The sequence below is a fragment of the Streptomyces sp. NPDC025833 genome (genome assembly GCF_055558055.1).
The window spans coordinates 1-19048 of sequence record NZ_JBVHNF010000040.1 but is presented as its reverse complement, the minus strand read 5'-3'; the positions used below and the strand labels follow the sequence as shown (position 1 = coordinate 19048).

Below are 19048 nucleotides of genomic sequence, written 5' to 3'. Positions count from 1 at the left end.
CCGGCAAGACCGCCCCTGACGTTCCAGCAGCCCACTACACTCCCGGCGATGCCTGTGACCAGGCAAGATAGCGAAACGCTGCTGGAGTACTAGCGTCAGCTGGGCGACTCGTTGCCGGAGTTCGGTACCCGGACGCCGGAAATCCGCCCGCCGACGCAGGCAGCCCTGGAATGATGAATCACCGCATCGCACCAGATGGCCAAAAGGGGACGGCATGGGCCTGCATATTTCGCGGATCGAGATACGCAACTTCCGCAACTTCCGGCACCTGGTCATCGACGACTTCCCCGCCCACGCGGTGATCGTCGGTGAGAACGGCGTCGGCAAGTCGAATCTGTTGGAAGCGATCCGCCTGGTCCTCGACCCGTCCGTCTCCGACGCGCGACGCATGCTACGCGAGGAAGACATCTGGGAAGGGCACCCCGCAGGCCTCGCCGGCGGAGCAGAAGTGACCATCGCGGTCGAGCTGCGCGGCTTCGACGACGACGCTGACGCCAAGAGCATCCTGTCCAGTGCCACCGTCGGCTTCGACCCCTACGTAGCCCGGCTGACCTACCGCTTCGCCCCGCGCACAGAAGTAACAACCGCTGACGGCTCTCAGGTGCAACCCACTGGCCGACCGCTGACCGCGCATGACTACGACGTCGTCGTCTTCGCCGGCGACCGCGAGACCAATGACGTGCGCGCCATCCGCCGCGAGGTGGCCCTGCGCGTTTTGCCCGCCCTACGCGACGCCGAAGGAGACCTGCACAACTGGCGGCGCAGCCCGATGCGGGATCTCCTCGAACGACTTCCCCTGGACCCGGCAAACCTGGAAGCCACCGCCTCGGCGATCGCCACCGCGGTCGACCAGCTCACCAAGGACGACAACGTCGCCAAGCTGGAGGGGCACCTGACGGACCGGCTGGGAGAGATGTTCGGGCCGCGCCTGGCCCCCCAGCCCACCCTCGGCTTCGCCTCCTCTAAGCCGGACGAACTGATCCGCGCGGTACGCCTGTTCTTCGACACGGCCCGCCGCAGGAGCATCGCCGACACCAGCCTGGGCACCGCCAACGTCATCTACCTCGGCCTGCTCCTCGAAGCCCTCAGCCAGCAGCGACTCGACGAAGAGTTCATCGCCACCCTGGTCGCCGTGGAAGAGCCCGAAGCACATCTCCACGTCACCCTCCAGCGGCACCTCTTCGGATACCTGCTGCGCACCGGGCCGTCGCTCATCCTCACCACCCACAGCCCGCACATCGCCGCCGTCGCCCCGGTCCGCTCCTTCATCGTGCTGCGCGCCACGGAGAACGGTACGACCGGCGCCACCACGGCCGCCCTCCCCGTCAGTGACGAGGAAGCTGCGGACCTGGAGCGCTACCTCGACGTCAGCCGTGCCGAGGTCCTCTTCGCCTCCGCCGTGGTGCTGGTTGAAGGACTGGCCGAGCTGTACATCCTCCCCGCCCTGGCCGAAGCCGCCGGGTTCGACCTTGACGCCTACGGCACCGTGGTGGCCAGCGCCCACGGCACCGACTTCAAGCCCTACCGGGCGCTCCTCGGCCCGAAGGGCCTTGACACCCCCCATGTGGTCGTCACCGACGGAGACGCCGCCGGCGACAAGCGCGGTGTGCGGGAAGCCGGCCTCAAGCGGGGCGCGAAACTCCACCCGGAGGCATCCCGCGGCAAGGCACTCCTGGAGCAGATTGCCCTCCTTCCGGAAACCGGTGCAGCCGACTACAAAACGACCCGCGATCCCCTCGCGGCAGAGCTCCAGGACCACGGCATCTACATCGGCGCCCAGACCCTGGAGACCGACCTGTGCTCCCTGTTCGGCGAGGAGATCATCCAGGCCTTCGAGGAGCTGAACCCCAATTCCACCGCGCGAGACGACGTGAGCCGCGGGGTCGCCAACGAACGGAACAGGACCGTCGACCCCGAGCTACGGAAGAAGATGCTCAAGCGGATCGGCGCCCTCGGCAAGGGCCGCTTCGGACAGCGCCTCGCCGCACACATCGCACAGGTCGACCTGCAAGGACGGATCCGAGCCGCAACCCAGACCCCCTGGGACCGTCCACTCGACGAGCAGGCCCTGCGCCGCCTGGACACGGCTGCCTACCTCTTCCTGGCCATGGAACGCATCAGCCGCGCGGCCCGCGGGACGTCACTGTTCCCCGACCCCACGGTGCCGCACGTCAACGGGCAGGGCACCGATGCAGATCAGTGACACCCTCCTCACGGAGCTCGACAGTCTGCACCCCAGGCAGCGGGAGGCCGTACTCCACGACGGCAACGTCGTCCTGCGGGCCGGACCCGGAAGCGGGAAGACACGCACCCTCGTAGCCCGGATCGCCTACGTCCTCCAGACACAGATCTCGTCCTTCCGCGGCGTGGCCTGCATCACCTACACCAACCCGGCGGCCGAGGAGATCCGCCGCCGCGTCCACCGCAGCGGCGTGCGCGCCGAGGGGCGGATCACCTGCTCCACCGTGCACGCCTTCTGCCTGAACGAGATCCTGCGCGCCTTCGGACACCTGACCGGGCAGCCGGCCCCTGAGACGGGACAAGTCCTCAGCAAGGCGGCCATCGAGGCGCTCCTGCAACGGTGCTTTGATGAGGCTGGCATCGGCGAGGTCCTCGCGCAGCACCGCGTGCCCCAGAGCACCAAGATCCGCAGAGCCCTGGCCTGCAACGAGGCCCTGGACAGCTTCGACCCGCGGGAAGTCCAGGCCGCACGCCTCTACGACGAACAGCTCATCCTCCGAGGCGAGATCGACTTCGAGGCCATGGTCATCCGGGCCGTACGCCTCGTCAGGGAACACGCACATGTCCGCGACCTCCTGCGCGCCCGCTTCCCCCACCTCGTCGTCGACGAGTACCAAGACCTCGGCGGAGTCCTTCACGAACTCGTCCTCGCCCTGCGCGACCTGGCTGGCATCACCGTCTTCGCCGTCGGGGACACCGACCAGTCCGTCTACGGCTTCACCGGTGCCGACGCCAAGTACTTGACCGAACTTGCAGAGCGAGAGGACTTCCGCGATCTCGAACTCGAGGTCAACTACCGCAGCGGCCAGGACATCATCGCCGCCGCCGAAGCCGCCCTCGGACATTCCCGAGGCCGCCTCGCCCGGGAAGGCGCACCCCCCGGCGACGTCAACCTCGAACAGGTCGAGGGAGGCCTCCAGGACCACGCCCGAGTGACCTGTGACCTCGTCGAACAGGCGCAGAGCAAGGGCATCAGCCCCGAGCGGATCGCCATCCTCTACCCCGCCCGCGGTCGCCTGCTCGACGACGTACGCCGTGAGCTCACCCGACGCGAGCTGGACTTCCGGCACGAGGGCGACGACAAACTGCCCGGTGGCAGCCTCTCCCGGTTCGTCCAGCGCTGTGCGGCCCGCGCCGTCACCAACTACCAGATCCACGCCGCATCCGGCGCTGACCGCGCCGACATGCTGCGCCGTGCGCAAGCGCCGTCCCTTGCCTCCCTCGCACGCGCCCTCACTACACTGCGCACCGAGGCTCAGCTCGCTCCGCCTCCCTCGCGGTTCTTCCTGCCCAGGGCTCTGCAACTGTGCCTCGACCCCGAAGAGCTCTACCCCGCCGACGCACCGGCCCTCGCCTGGCTGGAGCAGCTGCGCGCCGGCCTGGCTCTCGACGAGGTAGCCGCAGGGCACCCTGATCAGGACAACACGAGCAGCCTCGACGGCCTGGCCGTTCTGTGTCAGTCCAAGGATCTTGCGCTGCAGGACCTCGCGCGCGGCGAGGAAGTCGTCGGGAAGGTCCTGCTCGCCACCTACCACGCGGCGAAGGGCCGAGAGTTCGACACGGTGATTCTGCCGGGTCTCCTCCAAGGCCTCATTCCGCGCGATGTCCCCAGCGGAAGGCAGTGGCGGAAGCCCACGGAGGCGGAGCTCGAGGAGCAAAGGCGCACCTTCTACGTCGCCCTCACCCGTGCCGAGTCGAGCGTGACTATGATCGTCGGCCCCGGGTACGAGACTAAGAACGGATACTGGATGTCCCTTGGGCCCTCAGCCTTCGTGATCGAGATGGCACGGCGTCTCTTCCCCGAGGAAGATGCCTGACCCGGCGGGCGCACCCAGCCCCGGTCCGTCGCTCCGCCCCCGACTACGGTGATCACCATGACACTGGGGGACATGTTGCAGCGTCACGCCATGCAAGCCGCGGTGGCAACGACGATCATCACCGAGGCCGCCATGACACAGCTGCGCGGACCGGCGGCCGGGATCGCCGTCGGCATTGCGATGGCGTCCGGCGGACTTCGGGCTGCGCAGGGCCGCGCCCGGCAGAAGTCGGCGGTCTCCGCGGGGGCGGCAGCCCAAGCGCTGACCTGGCAGCCCTACGCGGGCCGTGGGCCCCGCCCGTCCGACAGCGACACGTACCGCCACCTCGCGGCCAGGACGCGGCAGACCACCGAGCGCGGGCTGGAGAAGGTCACCCTGGCCACCTCTTCCAAGAACACGCCGCGAAGGACGAGGCGAAACGGGCCGTCACGTCCAGTTCACTGACGCCTTGGAGTAACTCAAGACGAAGTGCACCGACCTACAGGCCCACTGCCGCCTCCTGGAAGCACGGCTCCAGACGATTGCGACCGCCGCCAACCTCCTCGCACGGGAGAAGGCGGCCCTCTCCGGCCAGGCGTCCGACGAAGGCAAGGTCCCCGCCCTTCCACGGAGCCGGACGCACATGCCGTGATCCCTGCGGCCGCGGCTCCGCCTGAAAGCAGAGCAAACTCGGATATGTCTTCGATCCCGCGAAGGACACCCTGTCCTTCGACTGGCAGGTGCGCAACGGCCCATCCTCCCTGGGCAAGGTCTTCAGAAAGAACGGCGATCGGGCTGGTGAAGCGGCTGGCAGCGAGGTGCGGATCGTGCTGAAGTACGCAGGTAAGGGGCACAAGCCGACCAAGTACGTCGTCTACACGTCTTATCCGCTGCCCGAGTGACACGCAGCCGACAGGACGACCGGTAAAAGACCGATGGCGGTACGGGCACCCCGCGGTGCGGGGCGCCCGTGCGCTCAGAAGGAGAAAAGTGACCCGGCGCCGTGAGGTGTACTACCTCGCATACGAGGAGGACTTCGGCCTGAGCGGTTTCAGCGGCAAGCTGGGTCCTGACGGGACGCCCCTTGCGGACCCTCAAGCAGTGCTGGCGCTGGCCGCCGAGACCGTCCGGGATGAAGAGGACGGACAACTCGGCCTCGATGTGCGGCTCCTGCTGGAGTCACCGGTGGCGGACGTCGTGATTCGCGGCCTCTGGCTGGCTCTGACGGGCGGACGGTTCGACCCGGGCGCTCACGGCCTCGGCGCGCGCGAGTGGCTGTGCATGATCGCCGATGTGTGCCCGGCGGACGACCTGGACCAGGCCCGCACGGGGCATACGGACGTGGCAGAACCGGAGCCCGTCGTGTCGGAAGAGGAACTTCGCGAATCCGTGCGAGCCGAGATCGAGTCGGCCGCACCGGCGCTGGCCGGTCATGTACCGCTGCCCGGTGTGGAGAGCGCGCTGCGGCGGATCGTCGACGAGGCCGACGCCGATCTCGGCTTCCGGCTCTTCCTGCGCACGCTCAAGGCCCACGCAGCCCCGGTGGACGAGGCCCAGTACGAACGGTTGCTGGGCATCGGCGACTGGCTGACATACCCTGGCGCGGCGGTCTACGAGGACCTGACCGTGCGGTGGCGCCCCCTGGACGCGAGCCGCCGGGACCTCGGACCCCGTATCGGGCTACCCTTTCTGTCGGCGATGTTCGACGGGCAATGGGCTGCCTGGCGACACGAGGGCTCGGGGGACCCCCGTGAGCACATCGGCAGACTCGCCCACAACGACCGCGGCGTTGCTCCCGGCACCCAGGCTGCCATCCTCCTCCAGGACGCGCGCGTTCTGTCGGAATCTGCGCTGTCCGACGACGCGGTGACGGCGCTGTGGCGCACCGCCGCCCGGCGTAATGGCGCCGTCGAGACGTTCGACATCGACGGTAGGGTCTGGCTACGGGAGATCGCCGAGGTGTGCACGGCGTGGCTGGCCGGTGTCGCACCCGCCTACGTGCCCGGCCCGCCTCCGCACCGCGAGGATCTGAGGGGACCGGTCCTGCGCGAGGTTCGTGACGTCGGTCCGGCACTTGAAGAGGCCGTGACCCGGCAGGGCGCCGGCGCTGCGGCCGATGCGATCATCTCCCTGCTCGAGGAAACGGTGACGCTCGCGGACCCTGACCTCGGCTTCCGTCTGTTCCTGCACCTCATCGACAGGTATGAAGTCACACTCAGTGAGGCACAATACAACCGCTATCGGGAGACAGGAGCACGTTTCGGCCTTCGCGGCACACATGTCGCCGACCTGGTGTCACAGCACGTTCGACCTAAGGGGTCCTGACAGGAGCCGTGGATCATGTGACCTTCCGCTGGGCTACGACTACGATCACCCGCGGAAATGGCTTTGTGAGCGTCGCATCCGCCACCGCATCGCCCGCAAGGGCATCGAGTCGTCCACGCGGCTGGGCCGACACCGCTGGGTCGTCGAGAGAACGGTCTCCTGGCTGGAGCATGGGTCGGGGGGACCTGACGAATCGCTAGTGGTCGCTGCTCGAGCCGCATCTGCCGTCCGCGGGCGGTCGGGGAGGCCGGAGGATCAAACACACGATTCCTGAGCCGAGGGACCAACGGGCCAACCGTCGGTGCAGAGGCAGCACGGGCGGCAAACCCGCCGGGTTCGACCGCGAGTGCTACCGGCGTCGCAACGAGGAGGACACCCTGGAGGTGCTCACCGACCAGTACGTGAAGGACCATGGCCACCTGCCCTCAGAGCGCGGCCGTCACGGACTGGGCTGGTGGGCGGCGCAGGAGACCCGGCCCGCGAAGAAGAAGCCGAAGCCGCTCGCGCAGCTGCTCGCGTGGTGGCGCGCCTCCGCGATCCGCCGCTTCGGCCAGCAGCTCATCGGCAGCCTCCTGGACAGGTGCCGGGCAGCGGGAGCGGCGATCCGGGCGCGGGTGGATCCCACCGTGGACGTGGCACTCGCCGCCGTCGACGTCGCCGCGGTCGTCTTCACCGTGCGCGAGAAGTTCTCCCGGCGCCACATCCTGGCCGAGGCGCGCCGGCACCTGCTGGAGACGCTGCGCGGCCGCGAGTTCACCCGCGGCCTGGACGACTACATCGCCCACCGGGCCCTGCTCCGCTACTCCCGCCGTCACACGGTCACGAAGCCCGGCCGCCAAGCGCCGGCGGCGGACCGGATGACCTACACCGCCGACTTCCCGGTGCCGCACCGGTGGTGGATCGCTCCCGCCGAAGGCACACCGCCGCGGGAGTCCAGCCGCTACGAGCGGGCCAGGGTCGCCAGCCTTGCCGTGCAGAACGCGATCCGCGACGCCCGCATCCGAGCCGACACCGCCACCGTCACCGAGGCGGCGACCTCGGCCGTCTCCGCACCCGCCGATCACCGCGACCTCGAGGGCGAGACGGCGTCCGCTCCCCACGCCGTCGACCACCCGGGCAGGGACGCCGCCCTGACCCCGGCGCAGCGGGCCGCCGCAGTCCAGGCCCACCAGCAGGCCGCGATGCCCGAGGAGTACCTGGAGGGCCGCACGACCGACCCGGCGACGTGGCTGCGCACACCAAGGAACCTGGACCGGCTCGCCGCCTTCACCCGTGCCGCCGATACCCGCCGCCGCGCCATGGAGGACCGAAGGGCCCCGGCCGCCGATCCGGCCGGTCCGGTCGACGAGCACCACCAGGAGCGCGAGCAGCAGCGCCAGCAGCCCGACCCCGGCCAAGGTCAGGGCCTCCGGCTGTGAAGCGCCGTGCGGCCCGCACGGCGGGACGGACGATGAAGTCACGATGCCAGGCGTCGGGACGCGACCGGCCGCCCACCCCCGAAGTCACCCGGGAGCGGGCGAGGGTGCCAGGGACCGCCCCTCGATCACGGAGGCCCCATGGTTGCCCCGGCCCCGCCGCACCTTTCGCCGGAGCAGCGCGAGCGCCTGGAGCAGCTCGCCGACGCGGCCCGGCTGCGTATGGCGCTGTACCCGTCGCCGAAGCCACCCGCCCGGCGCCGCTCCCGCTCCCGGCAGTACCCCGGCGGCCAGCCGAACCTGTGGCGCACCGCGCGGGGCCGCCGCCGGGGATGAGTGGACACGGTGGACTCCACCGCGCGCCGTGCACAGTGGAGACCACGGTGGCGCGGATCGGGCGGTCCACTCGGTGCGCTACTCGGTGGGGGAGTGCGGTGCGTTGTTGCAACTCATCGCGCCGCGCGCCTACCGGTGCGCCTCCGCGCGCCGATGTTCCCGGTGGCCGGTGCGCGTGGCGCGCGACGCCCGCTGCGCATCGGCCTCTACGATCCGCGCGTGGGACAAAACCCGGCACAGAAGGCCGCGAAGGCGGCACGCGGGTAACAGCCGAAGAAGCGGCCCGGCAAGGCGCAGCGCGAGGCGATCAAGCGGGCGCAGGCGGCGAAGAGAAGGCGGGCGGCGGGAAGCCAGCCGCGAAGAAGACGGCGGCGAAGAAGGCGGTGCCGCTGCCGCGCGGCTCGGTACGCGCCGCCTATCCGGGCAGCTGCCCGGCCTGCTTCAAGGACTACGCCAAGGGCGAGGTCATCACGAAGGTGACCGATGGCTGGGGACACCCCGGCTGCGCGCCCCGGCAGATGTCGGCGGCCGAGCGGGAGTTCGCCCGGAACGAGGCCCGGATCGAGAGCGGTGAGACGTTCCGCGGCCAGAAGCCCTCGGACTGGCGGCACGGAGCCTCGCCGTCCAGCACCCGTCCCGCCCGCTGAACTCCGCCCGGATGGTGTGGCGTCGGCCACGGACAAAGTAGGGCTGCAAGGGTTGGTCAGGGCGAAAACGGACGCCTGTCGGGTCTGGTCGTCAGACCGCGGACAAGGGGTCTTTCCTCACGGTGGCTCCGGCCCATGCGCAGATCCGCGCGCGGGCCGGACGACCGCCGACCCGGCCCGCAGGCCGGAGGAACGAGGACACCGTGGCCGCTCCCGACCAACCCACCCCTTCCCGCCGCCCCGCGCGGCCGCGATCCTGGAGCCCGACCCCGCACGCTGTCGCTGCCCGGCCTGGCCGCGCCCGGCGCGTCGGTTGCTGGGCAAGCCCCGGTGAGGCCCTGCCGCCGGCGCTTGCGTTCCCACTGCCGAAGCCACTTCCGTGCCCGGCAGTCACGCACCCGGCATTTCCCCTTGTCAGCGCGGGTTTTCGGGTCCGTGCCGGATCGTCACGACCCTCTTCCTTCCCCTATGACCTGAGTTGGTTGTCGATGGTGGGGGAGATCATCGGGTCCGGGGGCCCGGTCCCCTCCACGGCCGGGGGCCGGCGCCCGGCCGTGGGCCGGTCGCGGATGGCGGGAGGGCGAGCCTGATGGCAGGCAAGCGCAAGGAGAATGAGGCCGGATCGAGCAACGACCTGCGCGCGGATGTGCTGCGCGTCCTCGGCGTGCTGAAGGTCGCCACCGCCGACCAGATCCAGCGGCTGTCCTCGCCGCACCTGACCTACCGGCACACGACCAAGCCAATCCCAGCGAAGCAGAAGGAAGCCCGCACAGCCTCCCACCGCGCCGCGGTGAACGACCTCCGGCGCCACGGTCTGGCCGTCGACGGCGGCCGCACGCGGGGCGGTGAGGAGACCCGGCTGCTCACGAAGGACGGTCTGGCCGCCGCCGCGATCGACCTGGACCGCGAGATAGAGGAGATGGGCGGCATGCCCAAGAGCGCGGGCCGTTCCGGCGCCTCGCACCCGATGACAGTGAACGAGACGGTCATCGCACTGATCCGCCCGAAGCCGAACCTGAACAAGGTCATGCGGGAGCCAGCCGAAGCGGTCGCGGCCGCGCGGGACGCCGTCGACGCACCCGACGGGATCGGCACCCTCGCCTCCTACGCCACCGAGGTCGCGCTGCCGGTGAAGGGCACCTGGAAGAACCCCGCTATCGGCAGCGCCCGCGCCGACGTCGTCCTGACCGCCCCGGAGGCCGGGGTGCCGCTGCTGTTCATCGAGGCCGACAACTGCACCGAGGAAGCCGTCCTCATCGCCGCGAAGTTCGACAAGTACGCCCGGTTCTTCCAGCGGCAGGAGAAGGACACCGACGGCATCGAGAAGCCGATGTGGCGCACCCGCTGGTCCGCACCCGCGTCCGATGAGTACGAGCGGGTGCACCCGCCGGTCCTGCTTGTCTTCCACCAGGTCGGCCAGCGCTCCGCCAAGAGCCAGATGGCCCGGGTCGCCGACGTCACCCGCCACCACTGGCAAGGGCGGTGGCATCCCGAGGGCGGCTACCACTCTTACGACCGCTGCATTCCGATCGTGGCGACCACGCTGGAGGAGCTGTGCGCACACGGCCCGGCCGGGCCCGCCTTCTGGCGCTTCGGCCGTGACCACCGCCAGCCGCTGCTGGACGCGATCGGCAACGCCCGCCGGGACGCCTACCTCGCCCGCCGCCGCCAGGCCGCCCGGGAAGAGGAACGACGCCGTGCAGAGCGGGAAGCCGCACAGCGGGAGGCGCGGCGGCCGGTCTGCGCGGACTGCGGGTAGAAGTTCACCGACGCCAGGTGGGAGGCGATCGGCTACACCCGGGACTGGAGCAAGCGCCAGTCGCACCCGCACCTGTGCGAGGACTGCCAGGACCGGGCCGTCGCAGCCGAGGAGCAGGCCGAAGCCGACGAACGCGAGCGCCAGGAGCAGGAGCGCCTGCGCCGGGAGGCGGAAGAACAGGCCGCCGCGCAGAAGGCCGGCGGCTGGCTCTCTCATTTCCGCACCTGACCCGGGCAAGCCACGGCGACCGACCACGCGGGCAAGCCCAAGGCATCCCTGGGCAAGCCCGCGTTGTCGGTGGCGGCTGCAACGCTTGGTCGGATGAACGGCGATGAGCAGTTGCTGAACGGCCGGGTCTACGGCGCGGAGTACGACGACCCCAACCCCGGCCCGCTCCCACACCGGACCTACGCCGAACTGGTCGGCGGGCCGCTGGACGGCCTGCTGCTGGACATCCACGGGTGGCGGACCGAAGAAGTCGACGACGGTGTCGCCCTGTCCACCGAACTCGGGCGGTGGCCCGGCGGCCGCGCCCTGTACGACCCGCGCCCCGGCGAACGCCGCACGCCCGGCCCGGGTGTGAGCTGCCGCTTCTTACTACTCCGGCGACACACCCTGACCACGGGCCTGACCACGGGCCCGACCAGGCACCGGTCGCCCCGACCACAGAACCGACCACGGCAGGTCAGGAGACGGTGACGTGGTCGAACCCGCTCAGCATCGGCGTCTCCTGAGCGCACCCGCACAGCGCGCACAGCCATGTCCCCGGGTTCTCCGCGACTTTCAACGAGTGCTCTACCTCGAGCGGAGGTGCGCCCTACGGCTTCGCAGTCCGGCGTGTGCAGCACGCCCCGGGCCGGGCCCCACCCCTCACGCACCTTCGCCAGCACCCCCGAAGGCCGGCACTCCCCGAGTACCTTGCTGGCACAACAGAAGGCCCGTTGTCAGACCCGGTTCGTACCCTTGGCTGAGGTACCTGAGACAGGAGGGCAACGTGGCCCGCAGCGGCATCAACAAGCGTGAGATCGACAAGTGGGCAAAGAACCTTGTCAAGGAGACCAACAAGAGCCTGGAACGGGCTCAACGGCGGAACCCTCCTCGCGTCTCCGCACAGATCGAAGCCACCTCCAGCCCGGTGCCCGGTGAGGTGACCGGCTACCTAGCCCGCCTGCTGCTGTGGCTGGACGACCGCGAGAAGCAGAACCCGGGCGGGTACATCAACGTCACCGCCTTCCCCAAAGAGCTCCGGCTGGAGGACGAGGACCCGGCCATCCTGGCTCTCCAGCTCGACCAGCACGACCTGGTGCAGATCCTTCGCAACATGGGGCCCCAGCACCATGTCCGTCTTACCGACGCCGGCCGCGTCGCGGTGCACGAACTGAAGGACCTGCAGAAGGACCGCGCCGCCCGGATCCGCCACACGATCGACGCCTTGCTGCGGTGGCTCTTCGACACCGGCAGCGACCAGACACCCGTCGACCCGGCCCTGTTCCTCGCGACACCCGGCTCCTACTTCGCCGGAACCGAGATCAGCGGGACCGATCTGCACCAGGCGCTCGCATACCTCGCAGAGCACAACCTCATCGAACACGTCGACACCGACCCGGCCACGGTCGCCATCACACCCCAGGGCACCCGCTGCGCCCTGGCAGGAGGAAGCGTGCAGGACCACGTCAACCAGCCCCGCCCCGGCACCACGTACAACACCTATCTGCCGAACGCCAAGGGCGTCATCATCGGCGAGCAGCAGAACTTCACGCAGAACAACACCGACGGCGTCGACCCGACGCTGTTCGCCCAGCTCGCCGGGTACGTCGGCCAGGTCAGCCCCATCCTGGGCCTGTCCGACGAGGACCGCGTGGAACTGGAGCGTGTCGCCCAGGACCTCCACGACGAGGCGACCTCCGGCAACCCCGAGCCGGGCCGCCTGCGCCAGTTCGCCACCCAGCTCAAGGACAAGCTCCTGGCGGGCGCCACCACCATGGCGGCCACACAGGGCATCCAGATGGCTGAGCAGGCCCTCGCCGCGCTGATGCAGTAACCGCTCCAGCACCACCACGGGCCCCGGGGGACAAGCCATGACATCCCCGGGGCCCGGCTTTATGGAGTCGCGCTGTTCAACGACGACGGGACGACGCCGTCACGCCTCCGGCTGAGGCTCCACCTGGCGCAGGCAGTACACGCACCTGGACTCCGAGTCGACGCGGCCCATGCACCACCGACAGTCCCCGCGCTCACGCACAGGCCCCAGGCCGTCCGCGCAACCGGGGCAGGTCATCACCGGCTGCCGGAAGCCGAAGCTGACCACCCACCCTTCGGCTTGAGCGGCGTCGCGCGCCAGCTGCGAGACCTCGGAGGCGGAACGCGCGTCTTCGTCGTCGCCGGTCTCCACCGCCAGGTAGACGGCGAAGCAGTCGTCGGTGTCGCACACGACAGCCACTCCTGTAGGCATTCGATCCCCTCTCAAGCCTCAACTGCGCCCAACAGGAACCATCTTGCTGAAGCGCGCGGCCTTGCACTGGTCTCCCCACGGAAAAGGCTCGCCGCGCGGGCGCCAGGCTCCGGCACTCTGCCCACGACCCAGCACTTCCGCCGGTACGGTCAGCGTCACGGCAGGCAAGACGGCACACACCACCGGACCCAGGGGGGCCAATGGGCGTGGAGAACGAACCGCAGAGCATCCCGTGGGGCGGCGAGTGGCGACGACACCTCCGCTCCGATGCCGAGATGGATCTCGTGCGCTCGTGGAAGCGCCGTGTCGAATGCCCGACCTGCAAGGCAGCCGCAGGGCGGGCCTGCCGCACCGCGGGCGGCCGCCCGACCAACGAACACCGTGCACGTCTTGACGCCGTCGGCCCCATCCCGTACGCGAAGTGGCGAGAGGAGAGCCTCATCCCGGAGCAGCGGACGTACACGATTCCGGCCGTGCTCAAGGAGTCGGAGAAGGCCCGCGCCGACTTCAACGTGGACACCGCCCTGGCCGACGGTGTGGCGGTCGTCCGGATGTTCCTCGCCGACCGGCTCGGGTTGTTCCTCCAGGGCGAGGAAGCCATGGACCGCATCGACGACGCCGTGCGCAAACTGATCGAGGTCCGCAGCCCGGTGGGGACGGCCGACGTGGTCACTGTTCTTGCCAGCCAAGTCGCCTCGCTGCTGGCAGCGAGCGCCGGCCCCGACGGCGATCCGGAGGCCCTGTTCGACACGATGATCCGCGCGCAGATCGACATGGTCCGCAGGATGAGTGCGATCGAGAAGCAACGAGCCGACGGCTGAGCGGCCGGTCAACACTGGTGCAGTGCCACCCACTAACCTCCCGCCAATGAAAGGGATGAGCTGTGCCCGACCGACCTGAAATCGTCTGCATCTGCGGCTCTACCCGGTTCGTGGACGAGATGCGTGCGGTGAATCGCGATCTGACCTTCGCCGGAGTCATCGTTGTCGCGCCAGGCGAAGCGGACGGACCGGTCACCGACGAGCAGAAGGCGGCGCTGGACGCCCTCCATCTGCGCAAGATCGACCTGGCAGACCGGGTTCTGGTCGTCAATCCTGGCGGGTACATCGGCGAGTCCACGAGCAGGGAAATCGCCTATGCCCACGCCACCGGCAAGCCGATTTCGTTCACCGATCCCGCCCCCGCTGCAGAGTAGTTCGCCAGGGGAGCGGCCCAAGATCCCAGGGCCTACACGCACTCCAGTGCGATGCCGATGAGTGCCCCGATCCGACGACTCCGTCACCTCAACCTCTGTGCCTCAGCACCGACTGATCTAGAGCAGGGGGAACAGTTCCGGGAACCTGCGGTACACCTGGCGGCATGAAGTTGAGCGACCTCAGCCCGCTGATGGCACGCCGTGAAGACGGCGGCCTCAGCTATGACCGTTTCCGCGTCGACCCTGCACTGGCATCGCTGCAGTGGCCGGACGACGTCCTTGAGCAGTTTCTCTTCAATCATGGTGACAACGGCGCTTTTGTGTATGACTACGGCGGCATCGACCTGCGCGAGGTCAGGTGGCAGCTCGAGACGATCCCGGCCGCGGACTTCAATGAGATGCCGACCGGAGCGTCCGATGTCGGCTGTATTGAGAGCTACGCCGAGAACCCGGTGTACTGGGTCGAACGCCGCCCTCACGAGGTCGGGCAGCACTGGGAGGATCACGGGACGTGGCTGCGCCCCCCGATCCTGATTGACCGACGGCTCTTGGATCCGTTGGACACAGGTCTGCAGGTCCTGGAGGGCAGGACACGCGTCGGCGTTCTGCGAGGTCGCCTGCGTGAGGGACTACACGTCGCGTCCCACCATCAGGCTTAGGTCGGACACTCTGCGACAGCACCAGGAACTGAAAATCGGCCGAATCCGGCTGGCCAGGCCCGCTGACGACGCAGGCCCGCGAGACTGGCAGATCACCTACCTGTGGAGGACTCATGATTCCGGCGACCGTGCCCACCGAAGCCCTCTTCGATCGCGGCCAGCTGCCCGATGAGTCTCGTCCCGTGCACGCCTGGGACGAAGAAGGCGAACCACTGGTGCTGTGGCGCAACGAGCTGCGACGAGCACGGAACATCGCGGGTTTCAAGGAAGTTCGCGAGCGCCGCCAAATCGTGGGTGTCGTCCCGGGTGGGGGCTGGATGACGGAATGGCAGGACCCCAGCGAGGGAACCTCCTTCGCTGATCCGGTGGTGGCTTGGGCGGTGTACTCCGACGGAGAGGCCAGAGCTATCGACACTGACTCTTCCGGCGACGCCACGCTGCTTTCTTCGATCGCCAAGGACCGGCGGACCTACCACCCAGGCCAGATCCCGGACGCGCCGCTGCCTGGCGAGGAGACGCCGGGTGCAGCGGCAGAATAGGCAAAGTCAAGACGCCCAGCTGAGCCCGAGGGCGGCCAGCGAGGCGAGCTTGTCGGCAGTCAGCTTGGCCCGGCGGCTCTTGCTGTTCTTTCGCTGGTGGGGTGCTGAGTGAGGGCGGGGTTACTGCCGCGGGGCGTTTTCTGTAGTGGGTACGGCTGTCATGGGGTGGTACACCACTCTCCGCTCCACTGTCTTGAGAACGGCACTTCTGATCCATTTTGGGCTGCGCGGCTGCACCGTGGTGGGTGTTGGTGTCCGCGGCGGAAGGGTGTGGGGTGGGGGAGCCGGGCGCGTGGGGTGAGGTCGCGGCGGGGCTGAGGGTGTCCAGGCCGGTGCTGGTTGCGCGGCTGCTGGAGCTGGATGCGGCCGGGGCGTTGACGACGGCGCATGTGCGTGCGGGCGCTCAGGTCGGCGGGGTGAATGTGCGCACGGTGTGGCGCTGGCTGGATGCCGCGCGGGCGGAGGGCCGCTTGGAGCGCAGGGCGCGGGCCCGGCTGGAGTTGTCCGACCAGATGTGGGAGGTGCTGGCTCAGGCGGGCGGGAACGTTGCGGCGCTGCACCGGCATCTGAAGGCGGCCGGGGGCGAGGTGCCCTCGCTGGCGTCGTTGCACCGGGTGGTGCGCCGGGACCTTCAGGCCGGCAGGGTCCTGCCGGACCGTGCGGTGGTGCGGCGGGAGCGGGATGAGCAGCAAACGCGGCAGGCGCTGGCTGACCTCGCCCTGGCCGGGCCGCAGGAGGGCGGCGCGGCGAAAGTGGCTGCGCCTCGGCTGCCGCGTCTCGTACCAGAAGCGACCAGCGGCTTGCCGGTGGGGGAGAGCGGTGCGCTGGCGGGTGCGCAGCTGGTGCGGACGTCGTGGGTCCGGGCGGTGGCCGAGGCGGTCGGGCAGGCGATGGCGGTTCAGGGCGCCGTGTGTGTTCGGCGACCCGGGCCGGGGCAAGACCGCCGCCGTGCGGATGGCGCTCCACGCGGTGCCTCCGGGTTGGGAGGTGACGTGGGTGCCGGTGTCGGTGCGCCCGTCGGTGGCCGGCATGAGGCGTGCGGTGTTCGACGCGCTGGCGCGGGGGTGGCTGGGCTTTGGCAAATGCAACGCCCGACACCGGAAGGCGTCCGGCTGGCCGCCCGCGTGCGTGGCGTCTGCTCGCCTCAGCGGCAGCAGCCGGGCCGGGTGTCGCGCGGGCGCGCTGAATGCAGGCTGGCGGCCTGCTCGGGCCCCGGCGCGGGACGTTGCACTGTCCCGCCACCCCAGACATGATTGCCCACGGTAGCGGCGTGGCGCTCTCCGTAGTATCGCGGAGTCAGTGCGCCTGCCCGCCCCGGCCTTAACCCTGCACGAACCCTGCATGCGCGCCTTCGGGCTGCCCTGAGTCATGGAGACCTCAATGCGTGTTGCCCACGGCGCCCTGTTGGGTGCTGCTCTGCTGGCACTCTCTTTGTCGGCGTCGCCGGCCGGTGCCGCAGACGACATCATCACGAACGGCGAGTTCTACCCTCCCGCCGTTCGCGACAACGGGTACACCACCGTCTACCCGCACTCAACACCCGGCATCCCGGGATGGCGGGTCTCCGACGGCAACGTCAATGTCTACAGCACCCAGCTGGCCCGTCATCGCAACCAGGCCGTCGACCTCAACGGTGGCACTCCCGGCTCCATCACCCAGATCATTCGCACCACCCCCGGTACGCGGGTGACCCTGGAGTGGAAGCACACCCGCAACACCTACCCGGGGTGCTCGTCCGTCACCTCGCAGTCGTACAACGTGACGCTCGAGGGCAGAGGGGGAGCCGAGGAGCAGTACCTCGCCATCGGGCGGATCGGCGCCTGGCGGGAGCAGACACTCACCTTCATCGCCCAGGACAGAAGCTACAACCTCACTTTCTCCTCCAACACCCGGGGCGTGTGTGGCGCCCTGATCTCCGACGTCTACGGTGAAACCACGGGAGCCAGTTCCTAGCCGGCGCCGCGGACCACCGAGCTGCTCCCACCGTCGCCGCGCACGGCTTTCCCGATTCCCCCGTCCGCTCAACTGGCCGTCACGCCCCCGCGGCTCCGCCGGCCCGCGCCGTCCTCGCTTCCGTCTCTTCCCGGCCCGTCCCGCGCGCCCGAGCCTTTGCTGCCCGGGCCGGCGTCATCTCCGGTCCGGTGTCCCTCACGGCCTCGGCCGTCCGGCCGCCGGTTCGTCCGTCGGCATCGGCTCGTTCGCTCGTCGCCGCAACGGCGAATACCGAGGTGCCGTCCGCAGCTGGTCGACTGCCTCGACTCCAGACCGGCGGTCGACGGGGCCGTGGCCGCCGCGCTGTGTGCGCAGGGCGAGGCGGCGAGGTCGTAATGCGACCAGATCATGCCGAGTTTCTCCTGCTGCTTGATGCGGTCGGCGTCCATGTCGCTGCGGGCGTGGAGCCGGCGGGCGTCGGCGGTCCACTGTCCGAGCGGGAAGTTGGCGAGCGTGGCCGGCCACCCCTCGCCTTCCGCCTCCTGGTCGTCGACGGCGGGCACCGGAACGTGGATGGGACCTTGAGGTCGTCGGGGAGCCGGTTGTAGATGACGGCGGCCTCCACGCCGCGCCGCCGGTGCTCGTGCTCCAGGTTGAGGACGCGCAGGTTGATGAACGCGGCGAGGGCGGCCGGGTCGCGGGGGGTGGAGAACTTCAGCAGCGCCTTGGCGGGGGCGCTGACGTCTCCGGAGCCCTCGCCGCTCCCGCCTGTGCTCTTGCCCCTCTCGTCCTTGGCTACGGGCTTGTAGCGGCTCGGGGCCTGCTGCTCCGCGAGCGTCTCCATGATCCGGGCGTCGTGCGCCCTGAGCGCCTCCAGCAGCTTGGCGAGCCAGCCGAACGCCCGCGAGGTCAGCATGTTGTCCGCTGTCTCACCTGGCCCGAGCAGAACGGGCACGATCAGGCTGGCCGTCTTGCCCTCGCCGTGCTGCATCGGCGGTGCCCGGCCGACGGCCTGGACGAGGTCAGGCATCGAGCCGCGTACGTCGGCCCAGTACCCGGAGTCGCAGTTTCTGGTGTCGGCGTCCTCGCCCGGGACCTTCACCGCACATAGAAAGCACTTCTCGACGACGGTGCCGTCCGTGGCGATCCCGGCCGCGAACTCGACCAGCAGCCGGCGGCGGTGGAGCGGCTTGTGGTCGCCGCACAGCCAGTCCGCCTGGATCCTCTTGGGGTAGAGCTCGGGGTCGTCGGCGTGCAGCTGCGCGGCGACGTTCGCAAGGCCGGCCGTGAACGCCTCGGCCTCCTTGACCATGTGGTGGAGGACGAGCGTGCGCCGGAAGTTCTCCTCCGGGGACGCCTTCACCTGCGCGGTGCGGGTTCAACCTCAGCAGGTGGTGGCGTCCGGGCGGCCTCGGGTGGTGAGGCCGGGCAGGACGAGGGTGAGCCAGCGGTCGGTGGTCCCGGTGGCGCGGGTGGCGGGGGCGCTGTCGAGGAGCAGGTAGAAGTCGGTGAGGGTGATGTCGGGATGGACGTCGCCTTCGGTCTGCCCGGTGTGGATGAGGGTGTTCAGCGCGGTGGTCACGCGCTGGAGGGGGGCGTCGGGGTCGGTGTCGGCGCCGAGGGTGCGGGCGGCGGCTTTGACGGCCATGTCGTTGGCTAACGCTCAGGGGTGGGTTTGTTGGTGTGTCGGGTCGTTGCTGGCCTGGGGTGTTGTGGGTTTGTTGAGAAGTCGCGTGAGTGGTTAAGGCGGGG

At 69.7% G+C, this 19048-nt stretch carries 19 protein-coding genes and 3 pseudogenes; 19 read left to right on the top strand and 3 right to left on the bottom strand.

Going from position 1 to position 19048, the window contains the following annotated elements:
* Window positions 1–214 precede the first annotated feature (214 nt).
* The 13 genes and pseudogenes from ACZ4K2_RS36425 (at window position 215) to ACZ4K2_RS36365 (ending at window position 12560) form a co-directional block, all read left to right on the top strand.
* Window positions 215–2203 (top strand): ATP-dependent nuclease, encoded by a 1989-nt coding sequence (locus tag ACZ4K2_RS36425; RefSeq protein WP_467480808.1) that lies wholly within the window; start codon window positions 215–217, stop codon window positions 2201–2203.
* Window positions 2190–4058 (top strand): ATP-dependent helicase, encoded by a 1869-nt coding sequence (locus ACZ4K2_RS36420; protein ID WP_467480810.1) that lies wholly within the window; start codon window positions 2190–2192, stop codon window positions 4056–4058. Before ACZ4K2_RS36425 ends, ACZ4K2_RS36420 begins: the two co-directional genes overlap by 14 nt.
* Window positions 4059–4115: 57 nt before the next feature.
* On the top strand, window positions 4116–4502 hold the full coding sequence (locus tag ACZ4K2_RS36415) for a hypothetical protein (RefSeq protein ID WP_467480811.1): 387 nt from the start codon (window positions 4116–4118) through the stop codon (window positions 4500–4502).
* A 257-nt stretch (window positions 4503–4759) separates the two neighbouring features.
* Window positions 4760–4939, top strand: a complete 180-nt coding sequence (locus ACZ4K2_RS36410; protein WP_467480839.1) for an RNase A-like domain-containing protein — start codon at window positions 4760–4762, stop codon at window positions 4937–4939.
* 88 nt (window positions 4940–5027) lie between these two features.
* Window positions 5028–6362 carry a hypothetical protein gene (locus ACZ4K2_RS36405; protein WP_467480812.1) on the top strand — a complete coding sequence of 445 codons (1335 nt, stop codon included), beginning with the start codon at window positions 5028–5030 and terminating at the stop codon, window positions 6360–6362.
* A 76-nt stretch (window positions 6363–6438) separates the two neighbouring features.
* Window positions 6439–6528, top strand: a pseudogene (locus tag ACZ4K2_RS36400) (IS5/IS1182 family transposase); the annotation flags it as partial.
* Window positions 6529–6610: 82 nt separating this feature from the next.
* Window positions 6611–6730: pseudogene (locus ACZ4K2_RS36395) on the top strand (IS5/IS1182 family transposase); the annotation flags it as partial.
* A gap of 15 nt (window positions 6731–6745) precedes the next feature.
* Complete coding sequence (locus tag ACZ4K2_RS36390) at window positions 6746–7780, top strand: hypothetical protein (protein ID WP_467480814.1); 1035 nt, start codon at window positions 6746–6748, stop codon at window positions 7778–7780.
* Between the two features lie 138 nt (window positions 7781–7918).
* Window positions 7919–8113, top strand: a complete 195-nt coding sequence (locus ACZ4K2_RS36385) for a hypothetical protein (RefSeq protein WP_467480815.1) — start codon at window positions 7919–7921, stop codon at window positions 8111–8113.
* 383 nt (window positions 8114–8496) lie between these two features.
* Window positions 8497–8760 carry a hypothetical protein gene (locus ACZ4K2_RS36380; RefSeq protein ID WP_467480817.1) on the top strand — a complete coding sequence of 88 codons (264 nt, stop codon included), beginning with the start codon at window positions 8497–8499 and terminating at the stop codon, window positions 8758–8760.
* A gap of 589 nt (window positions 8761–9349) precedes the next feature.
* Window positions 9350–10519 carry a replication-relaxation family protein gene (locus tag ACZ4K2_RS36375; protein ID WP_467480819.1) on the top strand — a complete coding sequence of 390 codons (1170 nt, stop codon included), beginning with the start codon at window positions 9350–9352 and terminating at the stop codon, window positions 10517–10519.
* A gap of 321 nt (window positions 10520–10840) precedes the next feature.
* Window positions 10841–11138 (top strand): annotated as a pseudogene (locus ACZ4K2_RS36370) (hypothetical protein).
* A 375-nt stretch (window positions 11139–11513) separates the two neighbouring features.
* Window positions 11514–12560, top strand: coding sequence for a hypothetical protein (locus tag ACZ4K2_RS36365; RefSeq protein WP_467480821.1), 1047 nt, complete (start codon window positions 11514–11516; stop codon window positions 12558–12560).
* Between the two features lie 99 nt (window positions 12561–12659).
* On the opposite strand, the gene ACZ4K2_RS36360 is transcribed toward ACZ4K2_RS36365, so the two are convergent.
* Window positions 12660–12971, bottom strand: coding sequence for a hypothetical protein (locus ACZ4K2_RS36360; RefSeq protein WP_467480822.1), 312 nt, complete (start codon window positions 12969–12971; stop codon window positions 12660–12662).
* A 200-nt stretch (window positions 12972–13171) separates the two neighbouring features.
* On the opposite strand from ACZ4K2_RS36360, the gene ACZ4K2_RS36355 reads away from it, so the two are divergent.
* The 6 genes from ACZ4K2_RS36355 (at window position 13172) to ACZ4K2_RS36330 (ending at window position 17317) form a co-directional block, all read left to right on the top strand.
* A complete protein-coding gene (locus ACZ4K2_RS36355) occupies window positions 13172–13792 on the top strand; it encodes a zinc finger domain-containing protein (protein WP_467480824.1) in 621 nt (206 codons plus the stop codon).
* Window positions 13793–13854: 62 nt separating this feature from the next.
* Window positions 13855–14166, top strand: coding sequence for a hypothetical protein (locus ACZ4K2_RS36350; protein WP_467480826.1), 312 nt, complete (start codon window positions 13855–13857; stop codon window positions 14164–14166).
* 164 nt (window positions 14167–14330) lie between these two features.
* Window positions 14331–14825 (top strand): hypothetical protein, encoded by a 495-nt coding sequence (locus ACZ4K2_RS36345; protein WP_467480828.1) that lies wholly within the window; start codon window positions 14331–14333, stop codon window positions 14823–14825.
* 113 nt (window positions 14826–14938) lie between these two features.
* The gene (locus tag ACZ4K2_RS36340; RefSeq protein ID WP_467480830.1) at window positions 14939–15364 is read left to right on the top strand and encodes a hypothetical protein; all 426 of its coding nucleotides are present in this window, start codon (window positions 14939–14941) and stop codon (window positions 15362–15364) included.
* A gap of 332 nt (window positions 15365–15696) precedes the next feature.
* The gene (locus ACZ4K2_RS36335) at window positions 15697–16617 is read left to right on the top strand and encodes a hypothetical protein (RefSeq protein WP_467480832.1); all 921 of its coding nucleotides are present in this window, start codon (window positions 15697–15699) and stop codon (window positions 16615–16617) included.
* A gap of 127 nt (window positions 16618–16744) precedes the next feature.
* On the top strand, window positions 16745–17317 hold the full coding sequence (locus ACZ4K2_RS36330) for a DUF642 domain-containing protein (RefSeq protein ID WP_467480834.1): 573 nt from the start codon (window positions 16745–16747) through the stop codon (window positions 17315–17317).
* Window positions 17318–17702: 385 nt separating this feature from the next.
* Here the strand turns inward: ACZ4K2_RS36330 and ACZ4K2_RS36325 are convergent, their stop codons facing one another.
* Window positions 17703–18659: a hypothetical protein gene (locus tag ACZ4K2_RS36325; RefSeq protein WP_467480836.1), complete on the bottom strand. Its 957-nt coding sequence runs from the start codon at window positions 18657–18659 to the stop codon at window positions 17703–17705.
* A 21-nt stretch (window positions 18660–18680) separates the two neighbouring features.
* The gene (locus ACZ4K2_RS36320; RefSeq protein ID WP_467480837.1) at window positions 18681–18944 is read right to left on the bottom strand and encodes an SbtR family transcriptional regulator; all 264 of its coding nucleotides are present in this window, start codon (window positions 18942–18944) and stop codon (window positions 18681–18683) included.
* Window positions 18945–19048 lie beyond the last annotated feature (104 nt).

Excerpts from the sequence above, each read along its gene's own strand:
- ACZ4K2_RS36420 (WP_467480810.1), top strand. The coding sequence starts at position 2,190 with ATGCAGATCAGTGACACCCTCCTCACGGAGCTCGACAGTCTGCACCCC.
- ACZ4K2_RS36425 (WP_467480808.1), top strand. The coding sequence starts at position 215 with ATGGGCCTGCATATTTCGCGGATCGAGATACGCAACTTCCGCAACTTC.
- ACZ4K2_RS36385 (WP_467480815.1), top strand. The coding sequence starts at position 7,919 with ATGGTTGCCCCGGCCCCGCCGCACCTTTCGCCGGAGCAGCGCGAGCGC.
- ACZ4K2_RS36360 (WP_467480822.1), bottom strand. The coding sequence starts at position 12,971 with ATGCCTACAGGAGTGGCTGTCGTGTGCGACACCGACGACTGCTTCGCC.
- ACZ4K2_RS36320 (WP_467480837.1), bottom strand. The coding sequence starts at position 18,944 with ATGGCCGTCAAAGCCGCCGCCCGCACCCTCGGCGCCGACACCGACCCC.
- ACZ4K2_RS36415 (WP_467480811.1), top strand. The coding sequence starts at position 4,116 with ATGACACTGGGGGACATGTTGCAGCGTCACGCCATGCAAGCCGCGGTG.
- ACZ4K2_RS36340 (WP_467480830.1), top strand. The coding sequence starts at position 14,939 with ATGATTCCGGCGACCGTGCCCACCGAAGCCCTCTTCGATCGCGGCCAG.
- ACZ4K2_RS36330 (WP_467480834.1), top strand. The coding sequence starts at position 16,745 with ATGCGTGTTGCCCACGGCGCCCTGTTGGGTGCTGCTCTGCTGGCACTC.
- ACZ4K2_RS36375 (WP_467480819.1), top strand. The coding sequence starts at position 9,350 with ATGGCAGGCAAGCGCAAGGAGAATGAGGCCGGATCGAGCAACGACCTG.
- ACZ4K2_RS36345 (WP_467480828.1), top strand. The coding sequence starts at position 14,331 with ATGAAGTTGAGCGACCTCAGCCCGCTGATGGCACGCCGTGAAGACGGC.
- ACZ4K2_RS36355 (WP_467480824.1), top strand. The coding sequence starts at position 13,172 with ATGGGCGTGGAGAACGAACCGCAGAGCATCCCGTGGGGCGGCGAGTGG.